Source organism: Mycobacterium sp. pW045 (assembly GCF_041287085.1).
GTDB classification, from domain to species: Bacteria; Actinomycetota; Actinomycetes; order Mycobacteriales; family Mycobacteriaceae; genus Mycobacterium; species Mycobacterium algericum_A.
Window position 1 is genome coordinate 15020 of record NZ_JBGGKU010000006.1, and the last position, 24368, is coordinate 39387.

General features: G+C 68.0%; 23 protein-coding genes. 12 read left to right on the forward strand and 11 right to left on the reverse strand.

All coding sequences use genetic code 11. The features are described 5' to 3' along the window. Positions 1-3: 3 nt before the first annotated feature. The gene (locus ACAG20_RS11025) at positions 4-714 is read right to left on the reverse strand and encodes a DUF899 domain-containing protein (RefSeq protein WP_370492535.1); all 711 of its coding nucleotides are present in this window, start codon (positions 712-714) and stop codon (positions 4-6) included. Positions 715-777: 63 nt separating this feature from the next. Between ACAG20_RS11025 and ACAG20_RS11030 the strand changes: the two genes are divergently transcribed. Next, the gene (locus ACAG20_RS11030; RefSeq protein WP_370492536.1) at positions 778-1485 is read left to right on the forward strand and encodes a TetR/AcrR family transcriptional regulator; all 708 of its coding nucleotides are present in this window, start codon (positions 778-780) and stop codon (positions 1483-1485) included. Positions 1486-1494: 9 nt separating this feature from the next. Here the strand turns inward: ACAG20_RS11030 and ACAG20_RS11035 are convergent, their stop codons facing one another. From ACAG20_RS11035 to ipdE1, 5 genes are read right to left on the reverse strand one after another with little or no spacing between them, the layout of a single operon-like run. Further along, a complete protein-coding gene (locus ACAG20_RS11035) occupies positions 1495-2166 on the reverse strand; it encodes a TetR/AcrR family transcriptional regulator (RefSeq protein WP_234825536.1) in 672 nt (223 codons plus the stop codon). Between the two features lie 20 nt (positions 2167-2186). Beyond that, positions 2187-3353, reverse strand: coding sequence for a steroid 3-ketoacyl-CoA thiolase FadA6 (gene fadA6 / locus ACAG20_RS11040; protein WP_370492537.1), 1167 nt, complete (start codon positions 3351-3353; stop codon positions 2187-2189). Between the two features lies 1 nt (position 3354). Then, a complete protein-coding gene (gene kstR2 / locus ACAG20_RS11045; protein ID WP_112684252.1) occupies positions 3355-3933 on the reverse strand; it encodes a TetR family transcriptional regulator KstR2 in 579 nt (192 codons plus the stop codon). Positions 3934-3937: 4 nt separating this feature from the next. Then, the gene (gene ipdF, locus ACAG20_RS11050) at positions 3938-4738 is read right to left on the reverse strand and encodes a (5R,7aS)-5-hydroxy-7a-methyl-1-oxo-2,3,5,6,7,7a-hexahydro-1H-indene-carboxyl-CoA reductase (protein ID WP_370492538.1); all 801 of its coding nucleotides are present in this window, start codon (positions 4736-4738) and stop codon (positions 3938-3940) included. Then, positions 4735-5883 carry an acyl-CoA dehydrogenase IpdE1 gene (gene ipdE1, locus ACAG20_RS11055; protein WP_370492539.1) on the reverse strand — a complete coding sequence of 383 codons (1149 nt, stop codon included), beginning with the start codon at positions 5881-5883 and terminating at the stop codon, positions 4735-4737. Before ipdE1 ends, ipdF begins: the two co-directional genes overlap by 4 nt. 148 nt (positions 5884-6031) lie before the next feature. Between ipdE1 and fadD3 the strand changes: the two genes are divergently transcribed. The 9 genes from fadD3 to ACAG20_RS11100 are packed head-to-tail and all read left to right on the forward strand — an operon-like array spanning position 6032 to position 15743. After that, positions 6032-7573: a 3-((3aS,4S,7aS)-7a-methyl-1,5-dioxo-octahydro-1H-inden-4-yl)propanoate--CoA ligase FadD3 gene (gene fadD3 / locus ACAG20_RS11060; protein WP_370492540.1), complete on the forward strand. Its 1542-nt coding sequence runs from the start codon at positions 6032-6034 to the stop codon at positions 7571-7573. Continuing rightward, on the forward strand, positions 7573-8706 hold the full coding sequence (locus ACAG20_RS11065) for an acyl-CoA dehydrogenase family protein (RefSeq protein ID WP_370492541.1): 1134 nt from the start codon (positions 7573-7575) through the stop codon (positions 8704-8706). The genes fadD3 and ACAG20_RS11065 overlap by 1 nt, the downstream gene beginning before the upstream one ends. Next, the gene (locus ACAG20_RS11070) at positions 8703-9677 is read left to right on the forward strand and encodes an acyl-CoA dehydrogenase family protein (protein WP_370492542.1); all 975 of its coding nucleotides are present in this window, start codon (positions 8703-8705) and stop codon (positions 9675-9677) included. The genes ACAG20_RS11065 and ACAG20_RS11070 overlap by 4 nt, the downstream gene beginning before the upstream one ends. Beyond that, positions 9677-10642, forward strand: coding sequence for an acyl-CoA dehydrogenase family protein (locus tag ACAG20_RS11075; protein WP_370492543.1), 966 nt, complete (start codon positions 9677-9679; stop codon positions 10640-10642). The genes ACAG20_RS11070 and ACAG20_RS11075 overlap by 1 nt, the downstream gene beginning before the upstream one ends. 19 nt (positions 10643-10661) lie before the next feature. Beyond that, the gene (locus ACAG20_RS11080; protein ID WP_370492544.1) at positions 10662-11648 is read left to right on the forward strand and encodes a linear amide C-N hydrolase; all 987 of its coding nucleotides are present in this window, start codon (positions 10662-10664) and stop codon (positions 11646-11648) included. Continuing rightward, a complete protein-coding gene (locus ACAG20_RS11085; RefSeq protein ID WP_370492545.1) occupies positions 11645-12832 on the forward strand; it encodes an alpha/beta hydrolase family protein in 1188 nt (395 codons plus the stop codon). Before ACAG20_RS11080 ends, ACAG20_RS11085 begins: the two co-directional genes overlap by 4 nt. Before the next feature lie 4 nt (positions 12833-12836). After that, positions 12837-14027 carry a pyridoxal phosphate-dependent aminotransferase gene (locus tag ACAG20_RS11090; protein WP_370492546.1) on the forward strand — a complete coding sequence of 397 codons (1191 nt, stop codon included), beginning with the start codon at positions 12837-12839 and terminating at the stop codon, positions 14025-14027. Positions 14028-14065: 38 nt separating this feature from the next. Beyond that, on the forward strand, positions 14066-14467 hold the full coding sequence (locus ACAG20_RS11095) for a heme-binding protein (protein WP_370492547.1): 402 nt from the start codon (positions 14066-14068) through the stop codon (positions 14465-14467). A gap of 7 nt (positions 14468-14474) precedes the next feature. After that, on the forward strand, positions 14475-15743 hold the full coding sequence (locus ACAG20_RS11100; protein WP_370492548.1) for a hypothetical protein: 1269 nt from the start codon (positions 14475-14477) through the stop codon (positions 15741-15743). Between the two features lie 79 nt (positions 15744-15822). Here the strand turns inward: ACAG20_RS11100 and hsaB are convergent, their stop codons facing one another. From hsaB to hsaA, 3 genes are read right to left on the reverse strand one after another with little or no spacing between them, the layout of a single operon-like run. After that, the gene (hsaB, locus tag ACAG20_RS11105) at positions 15823-16374 is read right to left on the reverse strand and encodes a 3-hydroxy-9,10-secoandrosta-1,3,5(10)-triene-9,17-dione monooxygenase reductase subunit (protein ID WP_205277488.1); all 552 of its coding nucleotides are present in this window, start codon (positions 16372-16374) and stop codon (positions 15823-15825) included. Between the two features lie 32 nt (positions 16375-16406). Next, positions 16407-17309, reverse strand: coding sequence for an iron-dependent extradiol dioxygenase HsaC (gene hsaC, locus ACAG20_RS11110; protein WP_370492549.1), 903 nt, complete (start codon positions 17307-17309; stop codon positions 16407-16409). A 15-nt stretch (positions 17310-17324) separates the two neighbouring features. Beyond that, positions 17325-18515: a 3-hydroxy-9,10-secoandrosta-1,3,5(10)-triene-9,17-dione monooxygenase oxygenase subunit gene (hsaA, locus tag ACAG20_RS11115; RefSeq protein WP_370492550.1), complete on the reverse strand. Its 1191-nt coding sequence runs from the start codon at positions 18513-18515 to the stop codon at positions 17325-17327. 173 nt (positions 18516-18688) lie between these two features. Here hsaA and ACAG20_RS11120 point away from each other — a divergent pair, with 173 nt between their 5' ends. Beyond that, on the forward strand, positions 18689-19777 hold the full coding sequence (locus ACAG20_RS11120; RefSeq protein ID WP_370492551.1) for a 2Fe-2S iron-sulfur cluster-binding protein: 1089 nt from the start codon (positions 18689-18691) through the stop codon (positions 19775-19777). Between the two features lie 23 nt (positions 19778-19800). After that, positions 19801-20358 (forward strand): hypothetical protein, encoded by a 558-nt coding sequence (locus tag ACAG20_RS11125; RefSeq protein WP_112684225.1) that lies wholly within the window; start codon positions 19801-19803, stop codon positions 20356-20358. On the opposite strand, the gene treZ is transcribed toward ACAG20_RS11125, so the two are convergent. Beyond that, positions 20355-22073: a malto-oligosyltrehalose trehalohydrolase gene (gene treZ / locus ACAG20_RS11130; RefSeq protein ID WP_370492552.1), complete on the reverse strand. Its 1719-nt coding sequence runs from the start codon at positions 22071-22073 to the stop codon at positions 20355-20357. The genes ACAG20_RS11125 and treZ overlap by 4 nt on opposite strands. After that, on the reverse strand, positions 22066-24366 hold the full coding sequence (treY, locus tag ACAG20_RS11135) for a malto-oligosyltrehalose synthase (RefSeq protein ID WP_370492553.1): 2301 nt from the start codon (positions 24364-24366) through the stop codon (positions 22066-22068). The genes treZ and treY overlap by 8 nt, the downstream gene beginning before the upstream one ends. Positions 24367-24368: the final 2 nt, after the last annotated feature.

The window sequence follows — 24368 nt, forward strand, 5'->3', positions numbered from 1 at the left end:
GGACTACGACTCGGGGCCGTATAGCTGGGCGATCTCCGGAGAGCTCGCCCAGCGGCCGTAGGTGGGGCCCTGCGGCCAGCCGGAGGGCGAGTCCTGCCACTCCTCCTGACGCCCATAGGGCAACACGTCGATCAATGGGAACGTGTGACTGAGCTGTTCGACACCACGTCCGGCGGTGTGCCAGGTTCGGTAGACCGTATCTCCTTGCCGCAGAAAGACGTTGACGGCGAATCCACCGCCCGGCGGAGCATCGACATCGGCCCCGAACCCACTGCCGGCGGTGCTGTACCAGTCCATCTGGTTGCCGACTCGGTGCTTGTACTCGATCGCTTCGTCGATGGGACCCTGCGTGACGATGACGAAGCGCGCGTCATAAGCCGACAGAAACTCCAGCCGGGTGAACTGCGCGGTGTACCCGGTACATCCGGGGCATTGCCATTCCTGTCCGGGTGACCACATGTGGTGGTAGACGATCAGCTGACTCTTGTTGTCGAACATCTCCGGCAGGCGAACCGGGCCGTTCTCGCCTTCGAGCACGTAGTTGCCCATCGCGACCATCGGCAACCGGCGGCGCTGCGCGGCGATGGCGTCGAGTTCCCGGGTGGCCGCCTTCTCCCGGACTCGCAGGGCGTCGAGTTCCCGCTGCCAGGCCGACCGGTCCACGACGGGCGGCAACCCCAAGGTCGTAGTCACGAGAACTCCTCCCGATGTCATGTGTACGGCGTCTACATTGGTATGTTCACACCGTACACTTCGATACGAGGGAGCTGTCAAGAGGTGACTGCGACGAAGACCGGTTACCACCACGGCGATCTGTGCGCGGCACTGATCGACGCCGGCCTGCAGCTCACCCGCACCGGCGGTCCGGATGCCCTGACCATCCGGGCGGCGACACGCCGCGCCGGGGTCTCACCCAACGCCGCCTACCGTCACTTCGCCGACCGTGAGGCGCTGTTGACCGCGGTGGCGACGGCCATCCACGACAAGATGGCCGCGCGCATGCTCAAACCGGTGAGCCGGCGCGGTTCAGCGCAGACCCGAGCCCGTGATCAGCTGCGCGCAGTCGGTCTCGGCTACATCGAGTTCGCGTTGAACGAACCCGGGTGGTTCACGGTGGCGTTCTTCGGCGGTTCAGCGAGCCTCGACGCAGGAGAGGCGAAGCTGGGACCGCCGCATAAACACCGCGGTTCAGCGAGCCTCGACGCAGGAGAGGCGAAGCTGGAACCCGGTTCCGACCTCAGCGCGATCGGCGATGACCGGGTCCCGCCGCCGCTTCGCGCGCTGGTCGATGCCCTCGACGCGATGGTCGAAGCCGGTGTGCTGCAACCGGAACAACGCGCGGGAGCGGAGTGGCCGTGCTGGTCGGCCGTACACGGATTCGCCGAACTGGCGCTGCGCGGGCCGCTGCGCGGCACCAGTCGCGGCGAACTCGATGCCCTGGCACGACGAACGGTCGGCGACATCATCTCCGGGCTGGTGCGCTGACCGGCTACCTCACCCGGCCCGGCTCGGTCGGGCCGGACCGGCATAGTGGATTCCGTGTCCGACCGCGAGCACGAACGAGGTCAGATCGTTCGCCAACTCGTCGATCGACCGCGGCGGCTCGGTGGCATGCAAGAAGTCGGCGATCAACTCGAAGACCCCCCCGACGGTGGCGACGGCCATCGCCCGGTAGTCGGCGTTGTCGTCGGGCGGTGCCTTGCTGCGCCAGAACGCCTCGATGAAGGCCGCTGCCCACCTGCGGTTCTCCTGCCGTCGGGACTCCACCTGCGGCGAGATACCGGTGCACTCCCGAAACGCCACCACTGCCACTCGCGGGTCGTCGACCAGCACGTGCGCAAACGTGGTGGCAACCCGGCGCACCGTCAGCTCTCCTGGCTCGTCGGGGGCGCTGCGCCCCAGCTCTGCCTCTACCTCCCCCTTGAGCCGGTCGCCGATCTGGTTGAGCAGCGCCAGGAAGCAGTCTTCTTTGCTGTCGAACAGTTCATAGAACGCCTTGTTGCCGACATAAGCCGTCTGGCAGATCTGTTCGATCGACGTGTTGACATAGCCGTCCCGCGCGAACAGGTCGAATGCCGCGGTCAGGAGTTGGTCGCGGCGCTGCGCGCGACGCTGCTCGGCGTCCAACCCACGGATCCGGCGCCCGCCCGGCACGGGGGTCGTCATTGCTCCCATGCTGCAGAAGTTTAGCTGTCCAGCCGCTCGATGATGGTGACGTTTGCCGTACCGCCGCCCTCACACATGGTTTGCAACCCGTACCGGCCGCCGGTCCGCTCCAGCTCGTGCAGCATCGTGGTGAACAGTTTGGCCCCGGTGGCCCCCAGCGGATGCCCGAGCGCGATCGCCCCGCCATTGGGGTTGACCTTGGCCGGGTCGATCGGGAACTCCTTCATCCAGGCCTGCACCACCGGAGCAAACGCCTCGTTGATCTCCACGACGTCGATGTCGTCGATGCTCAGGCCGGTCTTCTCCAGCGCGTAGCGAGTGGCCGGAATCGGGCCGGTCAGCATGATCACCGGGTCGTCACCACGGGCACTGATGTGGTGGATGCGGGCGCGGGGCTTCAGGCCGTGCGTCTGCACTGCGCTTTCGGAGGCGAGCAGCACCGCGGCCGACCCGTCACAGATCTGGCTGGAGACCGCGGCGGTCAGCCGGCCGCCCTCGATCAGTGGCTTGAGGCCGGCCATCTTCTCCAAGGTGGACTCGCGCGGGCACTCGTCCACCCGGAAACCGTCGACATCGATGATCTCGTTGTCGAAGCGACCCTCGGCGATCGCGGTGAACGCACGCTGGTGGCTCTGCAATGCGAAACGCTCCATGTCCTCGCGGGAGATGTCCCAGCGCTCGGCGATCATCTCTGCACCGCGGAACTGGGAGACTTCTTCGTCGCCGTAGCGCTCCAGCCACTTCTTCGACTCGTTGGTCGGCGAGGTGAAGCCGAACTGCTCGCCGACGATCATTGCCGACGAGATCGGGATCCAGCTCATGTTCTGCACGCCGCCGGCCACGATCAGGTCCGCGGTGCGCGACATGATCGCCTGCGCGCCGAAGGAGATGGCCTGCTGGGACGAACCGCACTGCCGGTCGACGGTGACCCCGGGCACCCCTTCGGGGAAGCCGGCCGCCAGCCACGCCAGCCGGCCGATATTGCCGGCCTGGCCGCCGATGGCGTCCACGCAGCCGGTGATCACATCGTCGACAGCAGCCGGGTCGACACCGACCCGGTCCAGCAGGCCGCTAAACGCCAACGCGCCCAAGTCGATCGGGTGGATACCGGCCAGCGATCCGTTGCGCTTGCCGACGGCGGTGCGAACGGCGTCGATGACGTACGCCTCAGAGACTTGTGCGGCCATTTCAGACTCCTTCTTTGGTGATGCCACCCAGGACGATGGCGAGGTATTGTCTGCCGACTTGTTCGGCGGTCAGTGGGCCACCGGGCTGGTACCAGCGCACCGATACCCAGGTGGTGTCTCGGATGAAACGGTAGACCAGGTCGACGTCGAGGTCGGGCCGGAAACAACCCGCTTCGACGCCCTGCTGCAGCACGTCGATCCACATCTTGCGCTGCTGGCGATTGCGCTCATCGACGTAGCCGAAGCGCTCCTGCGACGACAGCCGCTTGGCTTCGTCCTGGTAGATGACGACCTGGGCGTGCCGGTGCTCGATCGCATCGAACGACGCCAGGAACAACCCTTTGAAGCGTTCCATCGGGTCGGATTCGGTGTCGATGATCTGCTGGTAGCGCTCGAACAGCCAATCGAGGAAGTCGCGCAGCACCTCGTCGACCATCTCCTCCTTGGAGGAGAAGTGGTGATACAGACTCCCCGACAGGATCCCGGCGGCGTCGGCGATGTCGCGCACCGTGGTCGCGCGCAGCCCACGCTCGGCGATCATCGCCGCAGCCAGGTTCAGGAGTTCGTCACGGCGCGTCATGGCATCACGGGTGCTGACTGGAAACCGAGATGACTTCGCCCGTCAGGTAACTGGAGTAGTCGCTGGCCAAGAATGCGATCGTGGTGGCGATCTCCCACGGCTCGGCGGCCCGGCCGAAGGCCTCGCCCTCGGCGAGCCGGTCGAGCAGCTCCGCGGAGCTGGTCTTCTCCAGGAACTTGTGTCGGGCGATCGACGGCGACACGGCGTTGATCCGGACCCCGTACTCGACCGCCTCGATGGCGCTGCACCGGGTCAGGGCCATGACACCGGCCTTGGCGGCGGCGTAGTGCGACTGGGAATGCTGCGCGCGCCAGCCCAGCACGCTGGCGTTGTTGACGATCACGCCGCCGTGTTCGACGTCGCGGAAGTAGCGCAACGCGGCCCGGGTGGCCCGCATCACCGAGTTCAAAGTCACGTTCAGCACCCGGTCCCACTCATCGTCGGTCATGTCGATCACCGGCGTCTGGCCGCCCAGGCCGGCGTTGTTGACCAGCACGTCGAGCCGGCCCATCCTGGCCACGGCGGTCTCGAACAGTTCGTCGACCGCAGCGGTGGAGGTGACGTCGCAGACCACCGCCTCCACCCGGCCCAGCCCGAGAGCGGCCAATTCCTCGCGGGTTTCGGAAAGCCGGCGTTCGTGGTAGTCGGAGACCACGACGTCGGCACCCTCGACTAGCGCACGCCGGGCGGTGGTGGAACCGATACCGGTACCGGCGGCCGCGGTCACCAGCACCGTCTTGCCCGCCAATAGGCCGTGTCCGGCGATCTCCTCCGGCGCCTTGGACAGATCTTTGGCCGAGCTCATCCCTTTGCCTCCCGGGGTAGGCCGAGAACCCGCTCGGCGATGATGTTGCGCTGAATCTCGTTCGACCCGCCGTAGATGGTGTCTGAGCGGGTGAACAAGTAGAGCCGCTGCCACTCGTCGAACTCGCCGTCGGCGAGCACCATCGAGTCGCGACCGATCACGTCCATGGCAAGCTCGCCCAGGTCGCGATGCCAGTTGGCCCACAGCAACTTTGAGACGTTGTCCTGGCCGGGTTGCTCCACGTCCATGGTGGCCATCGCATACGACCGCATCGACCGCAAGCCGACCCACGACCGGGTCAGCCGCTCGCGGATCAGCGGGTCTTCGGCGGCGCCGTTGCGCGTGGCGAGCTCTGCGAGCGCGGAAAGCTCACGCGCGTAACGGATCTGCTGTCCCAATGTCGAGACGCCGCGCTCGAAGGTGAGCGTGCCCATCGCCACTTTCCAGCCGTCGCCGGGCTCACCCACCACCAGGTCGGCATCGGTGACCGCGTTGTCGAAGAACACCTCGTTGAACTCCGAGGTGCCGGTCAGCTGCACGATCGGGCGGATCTCGACACCGGGCTGATCCAGTGGCACCAGCAGATACGACAGCCCGTTGTGACGTTTGGAGCCCTTCTCGGTACGGGCGACCACGAAGCACCATTGCGACAGGTGCGCCAGCGAGGTCCACACCTTCTGGCCATTAATAAGCCACTGCCCACCCTCGAGCACTGCGGTGGTGGCGACATTGGCCAGGTCAGACCCGGCGCCCGGCTCGGAGTAGCCCTGGCACCACAACTCGGTGACGTTGCGGATGCCGGGCAGGAAGCGCTGCTGTTGTTCGGGGGTGCCGAAGGCGATCAGCGTCGGACCCAGCAACTCCTCGCCAAGGTGGTTGACCTTGTCGGGCGCGTCGGCGCGGGCGTATTCCTCGTAGAACGCCACCCGGTGCGCCACCGACAGGCCGCGGCCGCCGTGTTCGATCGGCCAGCCCAGGCAGGTCAGCCCGGCGTCGGCGAGGTGGCGGTTCCACGCCATCCGCTCCTCGAAGGCCTCGTGTTCGCGTCCGGGACCGCCGAGGCCCTTGAGCTTGGCGAACTCTCCGACCAGGTTGTCGGACAGCCATGCGCGGACCTCAGCCCGGAACTCCTCGACTGCTTGCACCCTTGTAGGCTAACCTACCAAGCACTTGCTCGGCTACGAGCCGTCGAACCCAGGGAGTCCCGATGTCCGGCGCCGGCGACGATGCGGTCGGGGCGCCCCCGGCCGCGCAGCGGCGAGCGGAACGCAGCGACGAGGAGGAGTGGCGCCCATGATCACGGACCCGCGGACCACCCCCGCGGCCCTGGACCACATCGCGAGTGCACTCCCCGACCATGAGGCGCTGATCACCGACGATGTCCGGCTCAGCTATGCCCAGCTGCGTGAACAGGTGCGCCGCGCTGCGGCCGCGCTGATCGCCCAGGGCGTGGCGCCCGGCGACCGGGTCGCGCTGTGGTCACCGAACACCTGGCACTGGGTCATCACCTGCCTGGGCACCCACTACGCCGGCGCGGTGCTGGTACCGCTGAACACCCGCTACACCGCCGCGGAGGCCGCCGACATCCTGGTCCGCAGCAAAGCCAAGGTGCTGGTCGGCATGGGCCGGTTCCTCAAGACCGACCGACTCGCCGAACTGGATCGAGACCGACTGCCCGACCTGCAGCACGTGGTCCGGGTACCGGTGGAGATAGCCGACGGAACGTGGGACGAGTTCATCGCGTCCGGAGCGGCGATCACCGAGGACGAGATCGACGCCCGGGCCGCGGCGGTCGGCCCCGACGACCTCTCCGACATCTTGTTCACCTCGGGGACGACCGGCCGCAGCAAAGGCGTGCTCTGCGCCCACCGGCAGTCGCTGGCCGGCCCGGCGGCCTGGGCCGAGTGCGGGCAGCTGACCGCCGACGACCGCTACCTGTGCATCAACCCGTTCTTCCACAACTTCGGCTACAAGGCCGGCATCCTGGCCTGTCTGCAGACCGGGGCCACCCTGATCCCGCAACTGACCTTCGACCCGGCCGCAGCGTTGCGAGCCATCGCCGAACACCGGATCACCGTGCTGCCCGGGCCTCCGACCATCTACCAGACGCTGCTCGACCACCCCGACCGCGATCGGCATGACCTGAGCTCGCTGCGGTTCGCGGTCACCGGTGCGGCAACCGTGCCGGTGGTGTTGATCGAGCGGATGCAGAACGAACTCGACATCGACATCGTGTTGACCGCCTACGGGCTGACCGAGTCCGGCGGGTTCGCCACCATGTGCCGCGCCGACGATGACGCCGTCACCGTCGCCACCACCTGCGGGCGGCCGATCGCCGACTTCGAGCTGCGAATCGATCACGGCCCCGACTCCGAGGCCGGCGAGGTGCTGCTGCGCAGCGCCAACGTCATGCTCGGTTACCTCGATGACGCCGAGGCCACCGCGGCCGCCATCGACGCCGACGGCTGGCTGCACACCGGTGACGTCGGCACCGTGGACGCGGCCGGCAACCTGCGAATCACCGACCGGCTCAAGGACATGTACATCTGCGGCGGCTTCAACGTCTATCCGGCCGAGATCGAGCAGGTACTGGCCCGCCTCGACGGGGTGGCCGACGTGGCGGTGATCGGGGTGCCTGACGAGCGGCTCGGCGAAGTCGGACGGGCATTCATCGTGCGCCGGGCAGGATCCGAGCTGGACGAAGCGACGGTGATCGCTTACGCCCGTGAACATCTGGCGAACTTCAAGGCACCGCGATCGGTGACCTTCGCCGACTCCCTGCCGCGCAATCCCGGCGGCAAGGTGGTCAAGCATGAGTTGAGAGAGTGGGCTTGATGGACCTGAATTTCGATGCCGACACCGAGGCCTTCCGCACGGAGGTCCGCGAGTTCCTGGCGGCGAACAAAGACAAGTTCCCGGTCGCGTCCTACGACACCGCCGAAGGCTTCGAACAGCACCGTCGTTGGGACAAGGTGCTTTACGACGCCGGCCTGTCGGTGATCGCCTGGCCGGAGAAGTACGGCGGGCGCGACGCCACCCTGCTGCAGTGGGTGGTGTTCGAGGAGGAGTACTTCCGCGCGGGCGCACCGGGGCGCGCCAGCGCCAACGGCACCTCGATGCTGGCGCCGACGCTGTTCGCACACGGAACCGAAGAACAGTTGGACCGGGTGCTGCCGAAGATGGCGACTGGCGAGGAGATCTGGGCGCAGGCCTGGTCGGAACCGGAGTCCGGCAGCGACCTGGCGTCGCTGCGGTCGACGGCCACCAAGGTCGAGGGCGGCTGGAAGCTCAACGGACAGAAGATCTGGAGCTCACGCGCGCCGTTCGGTGAGCGCGGCTTCGGCTTGTTCCGCTCGGACCCGGAGGCCCAGCGCCACCACGGGCTGACCTACTTCATGTTCGACCTCAAGGCGCCCGGGGTCACGGTGCGCGCCATCGAGCAGCTCGGCGGCGAGACCGGTTTCGGCGAGATCTTCCTCGACGACGTGTTCGTACCGGACAACGACGTGATCGGTGTGGCAGGCGAGGGCTGGCGCGCCGCGATGAGCACGTCGAGCAATGAGCGCGGCATGAGTCTGCGCAGCCCGGCCCGGTTCCTGGTGGGAGCCGAGAAGCTGGTCGCGCTCTGGCGCGAGCACGGCAGCGACCCGGCGTACACCGATCGGGTCGCCGACGCCTGGATCGCCGCGCAGGCCTACCGGCTGCAGACCTTCGGCACCGTGACCCGGCTGGCCGCCGGCGGCGAGCTGGGCGCGGAATCCTCGGTGACCAAAGTGTTCTGGTCCGATCTCGACGTCGCGCTGCACCAGACCGGCCTGGACATCCGCGGCGCCGACGGCGAGCTTGCCGACGCCTGGACCCACGGCTACCTGTTCGCGCTGGGTGGCCCGATCTACGCCGGTACCAACGAGATCCAGCGCAATATCATCGCCGAGCGGCTGCTGGGCCTGCCCCGGGAGAAGAAGTGAAATTCGATCTAGACCAAGACCAGCGCGACTTCGCGGCCAGCATCGACGCCGCGCTTGCCGCGGCCGACGTGCCGGGCGCGGTGCGCGCCTGGTCGACCGGTGACACGGCGGCCGGCAAGCGGGTGTGGAACCAGCTGTCCGAACTCGGTGTCACCGCGTTGGCCATACCCGAGGAGTTCGACGGCATCGGCGCCCACCCGGTCGATCTGGTGCTGGCCATGGAAGCGCTCGGCCGCTGGTGCGTACCCGGGCCGGTGGTGGAATCGATTGCGGTAGCGCCGGTTCTGCTGGCCGGTGCACCCGACGCCGCAGCGCAGCTGGCCGGGCTGGCCGCCGGTGAGCTGATCGCCACCGTGGCGCTGCCGCCGCACACCCCCCGCGCCGTGGCTGCCGACACCGCCGACCTCGTCTTGCTGGCAGAGAACGGCCGGGCCGGCACGGCGCAGGCCGGCACCCGGCATGCCTCGGTAGACCCCAGCCGGGGCGTCTTCGACGTGACTGCCACCGGCGACTCCTGGGAAGCCGACACCGCCCGCGCCTACGAGGTGGGCGCCCTGGCCACCGCAGCGCAGCTGATCGGGGCCGGGCAGGCCATGCTGAACGCGAGCGTGGACTACGCCAAGCAGCGCACCCAGTTCGGCCGGGTGATCGGCAGCTACCAGGCGATCAAGCACAAGCTGGCCGACGTGCACATCGCTTTGGAGCTGGCGCGCCCGTTGGTGTACGGAGCGGCGCTCTCACTCGCCTCCGAGACCGCCGAGACCGCCGAGACCGCCCGCGACGTCAGCGCGGCCAAGGTGGCGGCCGCCGATGCCGCCCTGCTGGCCGCGCGCTCGGCGCTGCAGACGCACGGTGCGATCGGTTTCACCAGTGAATGCGACCTGTCACTGTGGCTGCTGCGGGTGCAGGCCGTGCGCCCGGCCTGGGGAGATGCCACCGCCCACCGGCGGCGAGTGTTGGAGGCGATCTGATGGCCCGCAATGAAGAACGCGACCTGCTGCGCCAGACGGTCGCCGCGCTGGTCGACAAGCACGCCACCCCCGAAGCGGTCCGCACCGCGATGGAATCCGACCGCGGCTACGACGAGTCGCTGTGGCAGCTGTTGTGCGAGCAGGTCGGTGCCGCCGCGCTGGTGGTGCCCGAGGAGCTCGGCGGCGCCGGCGGCGAATTGGGCGATGCCGCCGTCGTGCTCGAGGAACTGGGCAAGGCGCTGGTGCCCACCCCGCTGTTGGGCACCGTGCTGGCCGAGCTGGCACTGCTGGCCGCCACCGAGCCTGATGCCGAAACGCTGGAGCGGCTCGCCGAAGGCAGTGCGATCGGAGCGGTGGTCTTCGGTGACGGTTACGCGGCCAACGGCGATCTGGTGGGCGCAGCGGATGTCGACGGTGTTGTCATCGGCGTCCAAGACGGACAACTGCTGCGCTGGACGGCCTTCAGCGCCGAGCCGGTGGCAACCATGGACCCCACCCGCCGGCTGGGCCGGGTCACCGCCGAGCAGATCGCGCCCATCGGCGCCGACCCCGGCATCGCCGACTATGCGGCGATCCTGCTGGCCGCCGAACAGGTCGGCGCGGCCACCCGCTGTCTGGACCTGACCGTGCAGTACACCAAGGACCGGGTGCAGTTCGGCCGGCCGATCGGCAGCTTCCAGGCCCTCAAGCACCGGATGGCCGACCTGTACGTGGCCGTCTCGGCCGCCCGGGCCGTCGTCGACGACGCGATCGCCGAGCCGTCGGCGACGTCGGCCGCGCTGGCCAGAGTCGTTGCCAGTGAGGCATTCTCCAAGGTCGCCGGTGAGGCGGTCCAACTGCACGGCGGCATCGCGATCACTTGGGAAAGCGACATCCAGCTTTATTTCAAACGCGCGCACGGCAGTTCGCAGCTGCTCGGCCAGCCGGCAGAACACCTGCGGCGGTTACAGGCCGAGGTGTTCTAGAAGCCCGTACGGTAGACACATGTGCACCCGACTGGTTTATCTGGGCCCCAATGGCAACATCATCACCGGACGGTCGATGGACTGGAAGCTGGATCTGGCAACCAACCTGTGGTCGTTGCCACGCGGCGTGAAGCGCGACGGGCGGGCCGGAGCGAACTCCATCGAGTGGACCGCGAAGTACGGCAGCGTGGTGGCCACCGGCTACGACATCTGCACCACCGACGGATTGAACGAGGCCGGCCTGTCGGCCAACCTGCTGTGGCTGGCCGAGTCGGAGTATCCCGCCCGCAACGGTTCCCGCCCGGTGATGTCCGTCGCAACGTGGGCCCAGTACATGCTCGACAACTTCGCCACGGTGGGCGATGCGGTCGCGGCACTGCAGACCGAACCGTTCGATGTGCTCACCGAAGGCGTGCCCGGTGAAGAGCGGCTGGCCACCCTGCACCTGTCGATGTCGGACAGCAGCGGTGACAGTGCGATCGTAGAATACGTTGGCGGCAAACAGGTCATCCACCACAGTCGCGACTATCAGGTGATGACGAACTCCCCGGTGTTCGAACAGCAACTCGCCGTCAACGCCTACTGGGAACAACTCGGCGGCACCGTCATGCTGCCGGGCACCAACCGGGCCGCCGACCGGTTCGCGCGGGCATCGTTCTACGTCAACGCGATACCCAAGGTCGAAGACCCCAAGATCGCGCTCGCCTCGGTGTTCAGCGTGGTGCGCAACGTGTCGGTCCCGTTCGGCATCTCCACACCGGACGAGCCGAACATCTCCTCCACCCGGTGGCGCACCGTCGCCCACCACAGCCGCAAGCTGTACTGCTTCGAGTCGGCGTTGACGCCCAACGTCTTCTGGGTGGACCTGAACAAGCTCGACCTGTCCGAGGGCGCACCGGTGCGCAAGCTGGATCTGGGCCGCGACGAATCCAACACGTTCGCGGGCGAGAGCTCGGCCGAATTCCAGGTCACCGAGCCGTTCACGTTTCTGGGAATCACCACGTGACTGCGAACCGTCTCCTGGCTGCGGCCCTGCTGGCGGTGCTGGTGTGCGCCCTGGCAACCACCAGTCCGGTCGGCGCTACCACCGCGCCGGACTGGTCCGGCTTGGACGCCCGCGATTACGCCGGGCCGATCCCGTCGGCCGGAGACGTGATCGCCGCGGTACCGCTGAACCCGGCGCTGTCGGTGCGCGGTGCCGGCGAGGCGTTCCGCATCCTGTACGCCACCGTCGACCAGCACGCCGAACCGGCGGTCAGCACGGCGGCCGTCTTCACCCCGCGCACCGCCCCGCCACCCGGTGGCTGGCCGGTGGTCGCCTGGGCACACGGCACCGTCGGCCTGGGCGACGACTGCACGCCATCGGCGCTGCCCCGCAGCGCCCGAGACGACGAGTACCTGACGCACTGGCTCGACCAGGGCTACGTCGTCGTCGGCACGGACTACGCCGGCCTGGGCACCCCGGGACTGATGAGCTACCTCAACAGCACCGCCGAAGCGCATTCGGTGGTGGACTCCGTTCGCGCGGTTCATCACCTGGACCTGCCGCTGTCGCCAAAATGGGCGATCATCGGCCAATCGCAGGGCGGCGGCGCGGCGGTCAACAGCGCCTGGTGGGCCGACCGGCTGACCGCAGGCGCCGGACTCGACTACCGCGGTGTGGTGGCCACCGGAACACCGGCCAACATCGAGCGGGTGTTCGCCCAGGCCGGGCCGGATCTGCCGCCGCGTCAGACACCGCCGGCGGCGATCAGCTACACCTCCTACATCCTCGCCGCACTGCGCGAGGCGCACACCGAACTCGGTATCGACAAGGTGCTGACGCCACGCGGCCGCGAGTTGGCCGACGCCGCACAGTCGCTGTGCAAACCGGCCTTGGATCAGCGGGTCGGGACCACCACGCTCAACGACTTGTTCAGCGCCCCGGTCGGCTCGCTGCCCGGCATCGACGCGGCGCTGGACAGCTTCATGGGCACGCCCACCGAGGGTTACAGCCGGCCGATCTTTTTGGGGCAAGGGCTGCTCGACAGTGATGTCCCGCCGCTTTCCACCCAGACGCTGTATCAGCAACTGACCGACAATCACCAGGATGTGGAGCTGCATATCTACCCCGACCAGGACCATTCCGGCACGGTGATCGCCTCGATGCCCGACTCCACCCGTTTCCTGCAGCGGGTCATGGCAGGTTGATGCCATGACCGATTCGGCTCCCGGCTCCGGCGGCGTCGCGCTGCGTGCGGGCATCCCACCGTTCCACGTGATGGACGTGTGGCTGGCCGCCGCCGAACGCCAACGCAGCCACGGCGATCTGGTGAACCTGTCGGCCGGGCAGCCCAGTGTCGGCGCGCCCGGTCCGGTGCGTGACGCCGCCGCAGCGGCACTGCGGGCCAACCAACTCGGCTACACCGTCGCGTTGGGGATCCCGGAGTTACGCGCGGCCATCGCCGGCTCCTACGGCGATCGCTACGGCCTGGCCGTCGACCCCGACGACGTGGTGGTGACCACCGGTTCGTCGGGCGGTTTCCTGCTGGCGTTTCTGGCCTGCTTCGACGCCGGTGACCGGGTGGCGATCGCCAGCCCCGGTTACCCGTGTTACCGCAACATCCTGACCGCGCTGGGCTGCGAGGTGGTCGAGATCCCGTGCGGGCCCGAGACGCGCTTCCAGCCCACCGCGGCGATGCTGGCCGCACTCGCCGAAACCGGGCCGCTGGCCGGGGTGATCGTCGCCAGCCCGGCCAACCCGACCGGCACCGTCTTAGAGCCCGCCGAGCTGGCCGCGATCGCCACCTGGTGCGACGAGACCGGGGTGCGGCTGATCAGCGACGAGGTTTACCACGGCCTGGTCTACGACGGCGCCCCGCAGACCAGCTGCGCCTGGCAGACCTCGCGGAACGCGGTGGTGGCCAACAGCTTTTCCAAGTACTTCGCGATGACCGGCTGGCGGCTGGGCTGGCTGCTGGTACCGGCGGCGCTGCGCCGCGCGGTGGACCGCCTCACCGGCAACTTCACCATCTGCCCGCCGGTGCTGGCCCAATACGCCGCCGTCGCCGCATTCACCCCCGAATCGATCGCCGAATCGGACGGCCATCTGCGGCACTACGCCGCCAACCGGGCACTGCTGCTCGACGGGCTGCGGTCCATGGGCATCGACCGGTTGGCGCCCACCGACGGCGCGTTCTACGTCTATGCCGACGTCGCCGGGCATACCGACGATTCGCTGGCGTTCTGCGCGCGACTGCTCGCCGATACCGGGGTCGCGCTGGCGCCGGGTATCGACTTCGACACCGAACGGGGCAACACCTTCGTGCGGCTGTCGTTCGCCGGCCCGACCACCGACATCGAAGAAGCATTGCGCCGAATCCGCGAGTGGCTGCCCCTCGGGTAGGTTTAGCCCAAGCTCGTCTGATCGAAGGGATCACAGCAATGCGCACATCCACGACTTCTCGACTGGCGATCGGTGCGGCGGCCGTCGGCATCCTCGGCGCGGTGGCCGCTTCCGCAACGGCCGGGACCACCGCCCCGGCCGCCGATGCGGCACCGGCGCCCTGCACGGCCGCCGGACTGTCCAGTACCGCCAGCGGGGTGCTGAGCCAGGCGGGTGTGTTCCTCAACGAGCACCCGGAGGCCAACGACGTGCTGACCAATGCCGCCACCATGCCGCCGGAGCAGGCCAAGTCCTCGGTGCAGGGTTACTTCGTCGGCCACCTCGACCAGCTGTCGACCCTGCAGGGCATCGCCCAGCCGCTCACCGACCTGAAGAACCAGTGCGGGATCGCGGTGTCGCCGACCCAGCTGGCCATGCTGCTGGAGACCGTCAGCAAATAGGTCCGCCATGGGCCTGAGGATCAGCGAGCACGAACGAGCCGCGCTGGCCGAGGCGGCCGGGTTCGGGTTGTTCGCCGCCATCTCCGGGCGCCGGTCGCGGCGGTTCCCGGCCGGCGGTGTCATTCCGGCTGGCCCCCTGGCCTACCGCAGCCGCCGGCCGGTGCAGCCGCTCTCCGACGTCGAGCGGGCGCTGCTGCTGTCGCTGATGGCCGGTGTCACCGGCTGGCATGACGGCATCGCGCACCACCCCGGGTATGCCCCCGCGCTGCCGAACTACCCCGGCAGCGCCACCGGCCGGGCCATGCCGTCGGCGGCGGGCTTTCACACCAGTCAGGTGTTCTTCACCGACGACACCGGCTGCTATCTGCTGCCGACCCGTGATCAGCCGTCCCGGGAATTCGACACCCTCGAGGACCGGATCAGCCATACCGCCGATTCCTATGTGCGGCTCTCGGATTCCCGGTTGCAGCTGCCCCGCGAAGAGCCCTACATGGAGGGCCACAACACCTGGATCGGCAACCACCCGGGCAGTCTGCTGGCGTTCGCGGTGGCGGATCTGGCCGAGCACCTGCTGGAGAACCTGTGGTTCTTCGCGGCCAACGGCTACCCGGTTCGCGACGACATCAACGGCTGCGAAATCCCGGGCATCCAAGCATTTTCCGGGCTGGCGCACGCCGACGACCCGATACCGTTGTCGTTCGTCGAGCAGTACACGCTGACCGAGGCCAGCGCCGAGCTGTCCATCGCCGCCCACAACGGGGCGCTGGGATTGCAGGCGATGGGGCTGGGCGGCTGGATCTTCGACGGCCTGGACCGGCTGTCGGTGCTGGGCGGCTCGGGTGACCCGCGGGCACCCGGGTTCGGCTTCGTCGCCGATGACGACCCGCGCTGGCCGTTCCCGAACGTCACCGGACTGCCCGGCCACTTCGAGACGCTCAGCCCGCCCCACGTCGCGTCGGTGGCCGACGGCGTGGCCAAGCTGGTGGCCCGCAAATTCGGCCCCGGCGGTCCGTCCCACCGCGAGACGGCGGGACCGTGGACGGACAATCCGGGGGTGCGCGGTTCGGCGCTGCCGCCCGAGGGCATCGCCGAACTGGTCACCCTGCAGGCGTCGTATATCTACGACACCTTCGGCAAGCTGCCGGGCACCGTGCCGACCGTGCACGTGCTGATGTACCTGCAGGCCCAGCATCTGGACACCGACTTCTACGACGAACTCTACGGCCCCGGGGCGTATCTGCGGACCCACGCCGAACACCAGCAGCGCTGGCATTAAAGCCGCCGAGCAGTCGCGAAAGCCCCTAAAATACCTTTGAATTGGGGGCTTTCGCGACTGCTCGCGGGAAAGAAAGAACCTACAGCCAGGTGTCGTCGGTGGTGGCGGTGAGAAACGCCTCCAGGTCGTCGCGCCACTGCGCGGGCGTGGTCTTCTCCGGTTCGATGCCGGTGTAGTCGCCGCGGTAGAACAGCAGCGGCCGCGGCTTGACCTCCGGCACATCGGATAGCGATTGCACCGCGCCGAACACCACGAAGTGGTCGCCGCCGTCGTGCACCGAGGCGACCGTGCAGTCGATGTGGGCCAGGGAGCGGGCCAGGATCGGCGATCCCAGCGGGGAGGGTTCCCATTCCACGCCGGCGAACTTGTCCGGCTCGCGCGAGCCGAACCGGGCGCAGATGTCCTTCTGCTCCTCGGCCAGGATGTTCACGCAGAAGCGTCCGCTGGCCTCGATGGCCTGCCAGGACCGCGACATCTTCGTCGGGCAGAACAGCACCAGCGGCGGGTCCAGCGACAGCGCGGCGAACGACTGGCAGGCGAACCCCACCGGCACGTCGTCGTGCACGGTGGTGATGATGGTGATCCCCGTACAGAACTGACCGAGTACGTTGCGGAACGCGCGCGGGTCGATCGGAAGGTCGTCTTTCGATTCGGAGCTCACTGCTATGACTCTATGCCGACCGTGAAGTCGTGCCCCCACAGGCTGACCGCGGTGCTCTCCCGAGCCACCCAGTCCTCATCGTCGACTTCCAGTCCCTCACAACCGAATTCGACCTGGAACCCGCTGGGCGATTTCATGTAGAACGACAACATCTTGTCGTTGACGTGCCGGCCCAGGGTCGCGGCCATGGGCACCTTGCGGCGGTAGGCCCGGTCCAGGCAGAGCCCGACGTCGTCGGCCTCGCCGACCTCGACCATCAGGTGCACGATGCCGGTCGGGGTGGGCATCGGCAAAAACGCCAGGCTGTGGTGGCGCGGGTTGCAGCCGAAGAAGCGCAGCCACGCCGGGTCGCCGTCGGCCGGGCGGCCCACCATCTGCGGCGGCAGCCGCATCGAGTCGCGCAGCCGGAAGCCGAGCACGTCGCGGTAGAAGTGCAGCGCCTCGGCGTCGTCCTTGGTCGACAGCACCACGTGCCCCAGACCCTGTTCCTCGGTGACGAACCGGTGCCCGTAGGGACTGACCACCCGGCGGTGCTGCAGCGCCACCCCGTGGAACACCTCGAGGGTGTTGCCGGACGGGTCGGCGAAGGTGATCATCTCGACGACACGACGCTCGGCGAGCTCAGCAACCGAGGCCTCCTTGTAGGGCGTACCCTCGCCTTCCAAGCGCTGCCGGATCTCTTGCAGCCCTTCAGCGTTGGCACACTCCCAACCCGACGACAGCAGCCGGTCGGTGTCACCGGGCACGATCACCAGCCGGGCCGGGAACTCGTCCATCCGCAGATACAGCGCACCATCGGTGGCGCCGTCGCCCTCGACCATGCCGAGGACCTTCAGGCCGAACTCACGCCAGGCCGCCATGTCGGTGGCCTGGATCCGCAGATACCCCAGCGAACGGATACTCATCGCGATACCTCCAGATCAGACCATCGTGTCGCCGGGCGGCAACCCGAACTCGTGGTTGCCGAAGATCAGGTATGCCCGCTCCGGGTCGTTGGCCGCGTGCACCCGACCGGCGTGTGCGTCACGCCAGAACCGCTGCACCGGAGCGTCGTTGGACAGCGCGGTGGCGCCGGCCGCCTCGAAGAGCCGGTCGATGGAGGTGATGGCCCGGCCGGTGGCGCGCACCTGGTCGCGCCGCGCGCGGGCCCGCAGGTCGAACGGGATCTCCTTGCCGGCCGCCAGCAGCGCGTACTCGTCGGCGACATTGCCGATCAGCTGCCGCCAACCGGCGTCGATGTCACTGGCCGCCTCGGCGATCCGCACCTTGGCGAACGGGTCGTCCTTGGCCTTCTCGCCGGCGAACGCCGCCCGCACCCGCTTGCCCTGGTGCTCGACGTGGGCCTGGTAGGCGCCGTAGGCCATGCCCATGATGGGGGCCGAGATCGTGGTGGGGTGCATAGTGCCCCACGGCATCTTGTAGACCGGCGCGGTGTTGGTCTCATAACCGCCGGCGGTCTGGTCGTTCATCGCCTTGTAGGACAGGAAGCGGTGCCGCGGCACGAAGACGTCTTTGACCACGACGGTGTTGCTGCCGGTGCCGCGCAGGCCGACCACGTGCCAGACGTCGTCGATGGTGTACTCGCTGCGCGGGATCAGGAAGCTGCCGAAGTCCACCGGCTTGCCGTCCTTGATGACCGGGCCGCCCAGGAATGCCCAGGTGGCGTGGTCACAGCCCGACGACCAGTTCCAGGAGCCGTTGACGATATAACCGTCGGCGTTCTCGGTGACCACGCCGGCGCCCATCGGGGCGTAGGAGGACGACACCCGCACGTTGGTGTCGGAGCCCCACACCTCTTCCTGGGCCCGCTGGTCGAACAGCGCCAAGTGCCAGTTGTGCACACCGATGATCGACGCCACCCACCCGGTGGAACCGCAGGCGCTGGCGATGCGGCGGACCGCCTCGTAGAACACCGCCGGGTCACATTCCAGACCGCCCCACTGCGACGGCTGCAACAGCGTGAAGAATCCGATCTCCTCGAGCGCCTTGACGTTGGCGTCGGGAAGCTTGCGCAGATCCTCGGTCTCCTGGGCGCGCTCGCGCAACTGCGGAAGAAGGTCGTCGATGGCTGCCAGCACCGACTGCGCGTCACGCTGCTGAATGGACGTCACTAGATTGCCTCCCATGGAGTGAGCAGGTATAGCGGCCCGTTTCTCAACCAGCCTAGAGTGAGATTAGAACACGTTCCGATTTGTGTCGAGTGGGGTGTTCCTGCGGCTGGTAGCGATACCGGACCGGTTTTCTGTAACCTGTTCTAGTTATGACGGAAGGTGAGGGGCGGACTGTGACGGAGACCATTCCGGACGAACCACTCGGCAGTCACGTCCTGGAATTGCAGATCAGCGAGGTCGTCGCCGAGACCGACGACGCGTGTTCGCTGGTATTCGGCGTGCCGGATGGCCCCGACGATCCGGAGATCCCCGCGGAGCGGCTCAAGTACTCGCCGGGCCAGTTTTTGACGCTGCGAATTCCCAGCGAACGCACCGGTTCGGTGGCCCGCTGCTATTCGTTGTGCAGTTCTCCGTTCACCGACGACTCGCTGACCGTCACCGTGAAGCGGACCGCGGACGGCTACGCCTCGAATTGGCTCTGCGATCACGCCCGTCCCGGGATGCGGGTCCACGTGCTCGCGCCGTCGGGCACCTTCGTGCCCAAGTCCCTGGACACCGACTTCCTGCTACTGGCCGCCGGCAGCGGGATCACGCCGATGATGGCGATCTGCAAGTCGGCGCTGTCGCAGGGCAGCGGCAAGGTGGTGCTGGTTTACGCCAACCGCGACGAACGGTCGGTGATCTTCGGCACCGCGCTGCGCGAACTGGCCGCCAAGTACCCCGACCGGCTCACGGTCGTGCACTGGTTGGAGTCGGTACAGGGCCTGCCGAGCTCCGCGGCGCTGGCCCAGCTGATCGCGCCCTACACCGACCGCCAGGCCTTCATCTGCGGACCCGGCCCGTTCATGCAGGCGTCGCGGGACGCGCTGGACGCTTTGCAGGTTCCGGCCGAGCAGGTGCATCTCGAGGTGTTCAAGTCGTTGGAGAGCGACCCGTTCGCCGCGGTCAAGATCACCGAGGCGCCCGAGGGCTCAGCGGACACGGCGCCGGCCACCGTCACCGTCGAATTGGACGGGCAGACCCAGACGATTGCGTGGCCGCGCCACGTCAAGCTGCTGGACCTGCTGCTCGACAAGGGCCTCGATGCCCCGTTCTCCTGCCGGGAGGGGCACTGCGGCGCATGCGCTTGCGTTTTGAAGAAGGGCGAGGTCGCCATGGAGGTCAACGATGTGCTGGAACCGCAAGACCTCGACGAGGGGCTGATCCTGGCCTGCCAGGCCCATCCCGAGACCGATTCGGTGGAAGTGACCTACGACGAGTGATCTCGGGTCTAGGTTGGTGCGACATGAAACGGTTGCTGATGGTGCCGGCCACGGTGACGCTGTTGGCCGCGCTGATCCCGCCCGCGATCTCGGCGGCGGCGAGTGACACCAAGACCAGTCTGATGCCGGTCAACGAGTTCGATCAGCTGCAGACCCACAGTTGGGTGGACTGCGCCGCGCCGCCGCTGTGCCGTTTCACGGTCGGGGTGCGACTGCAGACGCCGGAGGGGTTGACCGGCTTCCCGCCCGACCTGTGGGCCCGCCAGAGCACCGAGATCCGCTCTTCGAAGCGGACCGCGTATCTCGACGTGCACACCGACGGCGGTGAGGGCTGGTTCAAGGACCGCGGCGGGCCGGGAACGAAGGTGTTCAAGGACGGCACCGGCGCGGTGATCCAGTCGATGTACTACGGCGAAGGCCCACCGGAGAAGTACCAGACCAACGGCAGCATCGACGTGTTGGAGTACTCCACCGGCCGGCCCAAGACCGACGCCAACGTGATCGTGTGCACCCACATCCAGGTGGTCTACAGCGGGGTCAACCTGACCACGCCGTCCACCTGCGCCCAGACGGTGTTCTAAGTCCGCAGCACCGCGAACGTGTGCCCCGGCAACCGCGTCGTCTCCTCGCCGTAGCCCGGTGATCCCCACGCCAGCACCGGCTCGCCGGACACCGGAACGCCCACCGTGGCCTCACCCAGGTTGCAGATGAGCACCAACCGACCACGGCGCATGGCGATCCAGCGGTCGTCCTCGTCGTAGTCGATCGTGAGATGGGTCAGCCAGGGATCGGCCAGATCCGCTTCGGCGCGCAGCCCGATCAGCGCCCGGTAGACGCCGAGCAGCTGCCGATGGCGGTGCCCGTCGGCCTCGTCCCAGTCCAGCTTGGATCGCCGGAAGGTATCGGGGTCCTGGGGGTCCGGGATCTCGTCGGCGTCCCAGCCGTGCTCGGCGAACTCGGCTTTGCGGCCCTCGGCGGTAGCGCGTGCCACTTGCGGGTCCTCATGCGAGGTGAAGAACTGAAAAGGGGCCAGCGCGCCCCATTCCTCACCCATGAAAAGCATTGCGGTGTACGGCGATAGCAGCACCAGCGCCGCCTTGATCGCGAGCTGGCCGGCGGTCAGGTACTGCGAGGGGCGGTCACCGAGCGCCCGGTTGCCGACCTGGTCGTGGGTGCAGGTGTACGCCAGCAGCCGGGTGGCCGGGATCTGCGAGGTGGGCAGTGGACGACCGTGCCGCCGGCGCCGGAACGACGAGTACGTGGCGGCGTGGAAGAAGCCGTTACGCAGCGTGGTCGCCAGCGTGGCGATACTGCCGAAGTCAGCGTAATAACCTTGTCGCTCACCGGATACCGCGGTGTGGATGGCATGGTGGATGTCGTCGTCCCATTGTGCGGTGATCCCATACCCTCCGTCTTCACGACGGGTGATGGTCCGCGGGTCGTTGCGGTCGCTTTCGGCGATGAGAGACAGCGGACGGCCCAACTGCGCTGCGAGCGCGTCGGTCTCGGCGGCCAGTTCCTCGAGAAGGTGGATCGCCGTGGTGTCCACCAGCGCGTGCACGGCATCGAGCCGCAGGCCGTCGGCGTGGAACACACGCATCCAGCGCAGCGCGCAGTCGATGATGTAGCGGCGTACTTCGTCGGAGTCGGGGCCGTCGATGTTGATGGCGTTGCCCCAGGGATTGCGTGCTTGCGACAGGTATGGGCCGAAGCGGGGCAGGTAGTTCCCGGACGGCCCGAGGTGGTTGAAGACGGCGTCGATCAACACTCCCAGGCCGCGGCCGTGGCAGGCATCGACGAAGCGCGCCAGCCCGTCCGGGCCGCCATAGGGTTCGTGCACCGCGTACCACAGCACCCCGTCGTACCCCCAGCCGTGCGCCCCGGAGAAGGCATTGACCGGCATCAGTTCGACGAAGTCGACACCCAAGTCGACCAGGCGATCCAGCTTCGCGATGGCCGAATCGAAGGTGCCGGCCCGGGTGAAGGTGCCGATGTGCAGTTCGTAGATCACCGCGCCTTCGACCGGTTTCCCCGCCCAGTCGTCGTCGGTCCAAGCCGGGACGGTCTCGTCCCACAACGCCGAGCGCGCGTGCACGCCGTCGGGCTGACGGGCCGACCGCGGATCCGGCAGCACCGCGGGGTCGTTATCGAGCAGATAGCCGTAGCGGGCGTCGGCGCGCGCCTCGACCGTCGTCCGCCACCAGCCGCCGTCGGCACGGGTCATCGGGTAGGACACCCCATCGACATCGAGGGCGACGGTTGCCGGGGCCGGCGCCCAGACGGCGAAGTCAGTCATCGACGCGCTCCAGCAGGGCTACCGGCAGCGTGGCGAACAATTCCGCGGCCGGTGTCGGTCCGCTGTGCTCGGCGCCCGACAGGGCGTCGGCCCAGTGCCCCGGCGGGATCGCGACGACGGTGTCGCGCCATCCGGTGTCGCGCAGCCGCACCGTCCAGCGGCTGACCGCTACCACCACGTCGTGACCCCTGGCGAAGGCGACGACGTGTTCGGCGGCCGGGCCCGACGCCAGCACGGGGTGATAGCCGCCGTTCCGGAAGGTGTCGGGACGCGCTCGCCGCATTCGCAGCGCCGCGGCGACGACCCGCATCTTCGGGTGCCGCAACGACGTGAGTGCCTCACGGCGCGCGGTGTAGTCGACCGCTCGCCGGTTGTCCGGGTCGACCAGACTGTCCTCTGGCAGTTCGGTGCCCTGATACACGTCCGGGATGCCGGGAACGGTCAACGCCAGGAGTTTCTGGCCCAACATGTCGCTTTCGATGTGCGGAGCGAGTTCGGTGACGAACTCGGTCAGTTGCTTGGCGATCGGTCCATCCAGTACGTCGTCGAGCCAGCGGTGTACCGCATCCTCGAACTCGGTGTCGGGGTCGTGCCATGAGGTACGGCGGCCGGCTTCGCGTACCGCCTTCTGCGCATAGGCGTGCAGCCGCTCCCGTAACGCGGGGGCCGTCGTGCCGTCCAGCGGCCAGACGCCGAAGATGTTCTGCCACAGGAAGAGACCGGTGGCCAGGTCCGGCGAAGGGACAACGGCCTCCCACCGGGCGACGAACTCGGCCCACAACGAGGGCACCTGTGACAGCACGCCGATGCGGGCCCGAACGTCCTCGCCGCGTTTGGTGTCGTGGGTGGACAGCGTGGTCATCGTGTGCGGCCAGCACCGCGCCCGGGTCGCGGCCCGATCATGAAATTCGGCCGCCCCCACCCCGAAACACTGCGGGTCGCCGCCGACTTCGTTGAGCGAGACCAGCCGCGCATCGCGGTAGAACAGGCAATCCTCGGCCGCCTTGGCGGTCACCGCCCCGCACAGCTGCTGCAACCGGGTCGAGCACTGCCCGTCGACGGCGATCGCGGCCGCCAGCAATGCCAGCGGTTCGCCGAGTTCCGGTTTGCCAGACTGCGTTTCAGCCAACGCCACCGACAGCGTCGACACCAGGCCGGGGTAGTCGCTGCGGTAGACGCCCAGCCGGCCGAGCAGGGCCACGATGGCTTCGGACAGCAGCGGATGGTCCGCGCCGGTGGCGCTCACCACGCAACGGCACAGCCGCGCCAGTTCGCTGCCCAGCGTCTCGGCGGCCGTGATCTCCTTCTGTTCGGCCAGCAACGTCGGCATCGCGCGATAGTCGACCCCGGCGGTCTCGACCAGCTCGGTCAGCGCCGGCTCGCCATTGGGGTCGATGAACAACCCGCCGATCTCCCGCAGCACGTCGTAGCCGGTGGAGCCGGCCACCGGCAGGGTCGGCTCGAGCGATTCGTCGACGGCCAGAATCTTCTCGACCACAATCCAGGCATCGGCTCCCACCAGGGCACGCAGCCATTCCAGATACTCGCACGGATCCGACAGCCCGTCCGGGTGATCGACCCGCACGCCGTCGACGAGACCGTCGTGAAACCAGCGAGACAGCTCGGCGTGCCAGGCATCGAACACCGTCCGATCCTCTTGCCGCAGACCCGCCAGCGACGTGATCGAGAAAAAGCGCCGGTATCCACACGTGCCGTTACGCCACCCGACCAGCCGGTAGTGCTGGCGGTCGTGAACCTGCGCGCCGGTTCCGGTCCCGGTACCCGGCGCGATCGGAAACACCAGATCACCCAGTCGCAGCCGCTCACCGTCGACCGCCAGATCGGCGACGTCGCCGTCAGATCCCAGCACCGGCAGGATGATCCGGCCGTCACCCAGCTCCCAATCGATATCGAAGAACACCGAGTACGGCGAGGAACGCCCGTGCTTGAGCACATCCCACCACCACCGGTTCTGCTCCGATTTCGCTACCCCGACGTGATTGGGCACGATGTCGACGACCAGACCGATTCCGCGGGCATGCGCGGCCGCCGCCAGCCGCGCCAACCCCTGCGCACCGCCCAGTTCGGCAGACACGGTGGTCGGATCGACTACGTCGTAGCCGTGCGCCGAGCCGCGTACCGCGGTCATAACCGGTGACAGGTAAAGGTGCGAGACGCCCAGATCGTCGAAGTAGTCCAGTAGCCCTTCGGCGTCGGCGAAGGTGAACGCGAATCCGCTGTCCGGGCCGCGCAGCTGCAACCGATAGGTGGACAGCACCGGCCGCGGCGTCATCG

Excerpts from the sequence above, each read along its gene's own strand:
- fadD3 (WP_370492540.1), top strand. The coding sequence starts at position 6,032 with ATGATCACGGACCCGCGGACCACCCCCGCGGCCCTGGACCACATCGCG.
- fadA6 (WP_370492537.1), bottom strand. The coding sequence starts at position 3,353 with ATGGCCGCACAAGTCTCTGAGGCGTACGTCATCGACGCCGTTCGCACC.
- kstR2 (WP_112684252.1), bottom strand. The coding sequence starts at position 3,933 with ATGACGCGCCGTGACGAACTCCTGAACCTGGCTGCGGCGATGATCGCC.
- treY (WP_370492553.1), bottom strand. The coding sequence starts at position 24,366 with ATGACGCCGCGGCCGGTGCTGTCCACCTATCGGTTGCAGCTGCGCGGC.
- ACAG20_RS11035 (WP_234825536.1), bottom strand. The coding sequence starts at position 2,166 with ATGACGACCCCCGTGCCGGGCGGGCGCCGGATCCGTGGGTTGGACGCC.
- hsaC (WP_370492549.1), bottom strand. The coding sequence starts at position 17,309 with ATGAGTATCCGTTCGCTGGGGTATCTGCGGATCCAGGCCACCGACATG.
- ACAG20_RS11080 (WP_370492544.1), top strand. The coding sequence starts at position 10,662 with ATGTGCACCCGACTGGTTTATCTGGGCCCCAATGGCAACATCATCACC.
- ACAG20_RS11100 (WP_370492548.1), top strand. The coding sequence starts at position 14,475 with ATGGGCCTGAGGATCAGCGAGCACGAACGAGCCGCGCTGGCCGAGGCG.
- ACAG20_RS11025 (WP_370492535.1), bottom strand. The coding sequence starts at position 714 with ATGACATCGGGAGGAGTTCTCGTGACTACGACCTTGGGGTTGCCGCCC.
- ACAG20_RS11095 (WP_370492547.1), top strand. The coding sequence starts at position 14,066 with ATGCGCACATCCACGACTTCTCGACTGGCGATCGGTGCGGCGGCCGTC.
- ACAG20_RS11075 (WP_370492543.1), top strand. The coding sequence starts at position 9,677 with ATGGCCCGCAATGAAGAACGCGACCTGCTGCGCCAGACGGTCGCCGCG.
- treZ (WP_370492552.1), bottom strand. The coding sequence starts at position 22,073 with ATGACTGACTTCGCCGTCTGGGCGCCGGCCCCGGCAACCGTCGCCCTC.
- ACAG20_RS11125 (WP_112684225.1), top strand. The coding sequence starts at position 19,801 with ATGAAACGGTTGCTGATGGTGCCGGCCACGGTGACGCTGTTGGCCGCG.
- ipdF (WP_370492538.1), bottom strand. The coding sequence starts at position 4,738 with ATGAGCTCGGCCAAAGATCTGTCCAAGGCGCCGGAGGAGATCGCCGGA.
- ACAG20_RS11065 (WP_370492541.1), top strand. The coding sequence starts at position 7,573 with ATGGACCTGAATTTCGATGCCGACACCGAGGCCTTCCGCACGGAGGTC.
- ACAG20_RS11090 (WP_370492546.1), top strand. The coding sequence starts at position 12,837 with ATGACCGATTCGGCTCCCGGCTCCGGCGGCGTCGCGCTGCGTGCGGGC.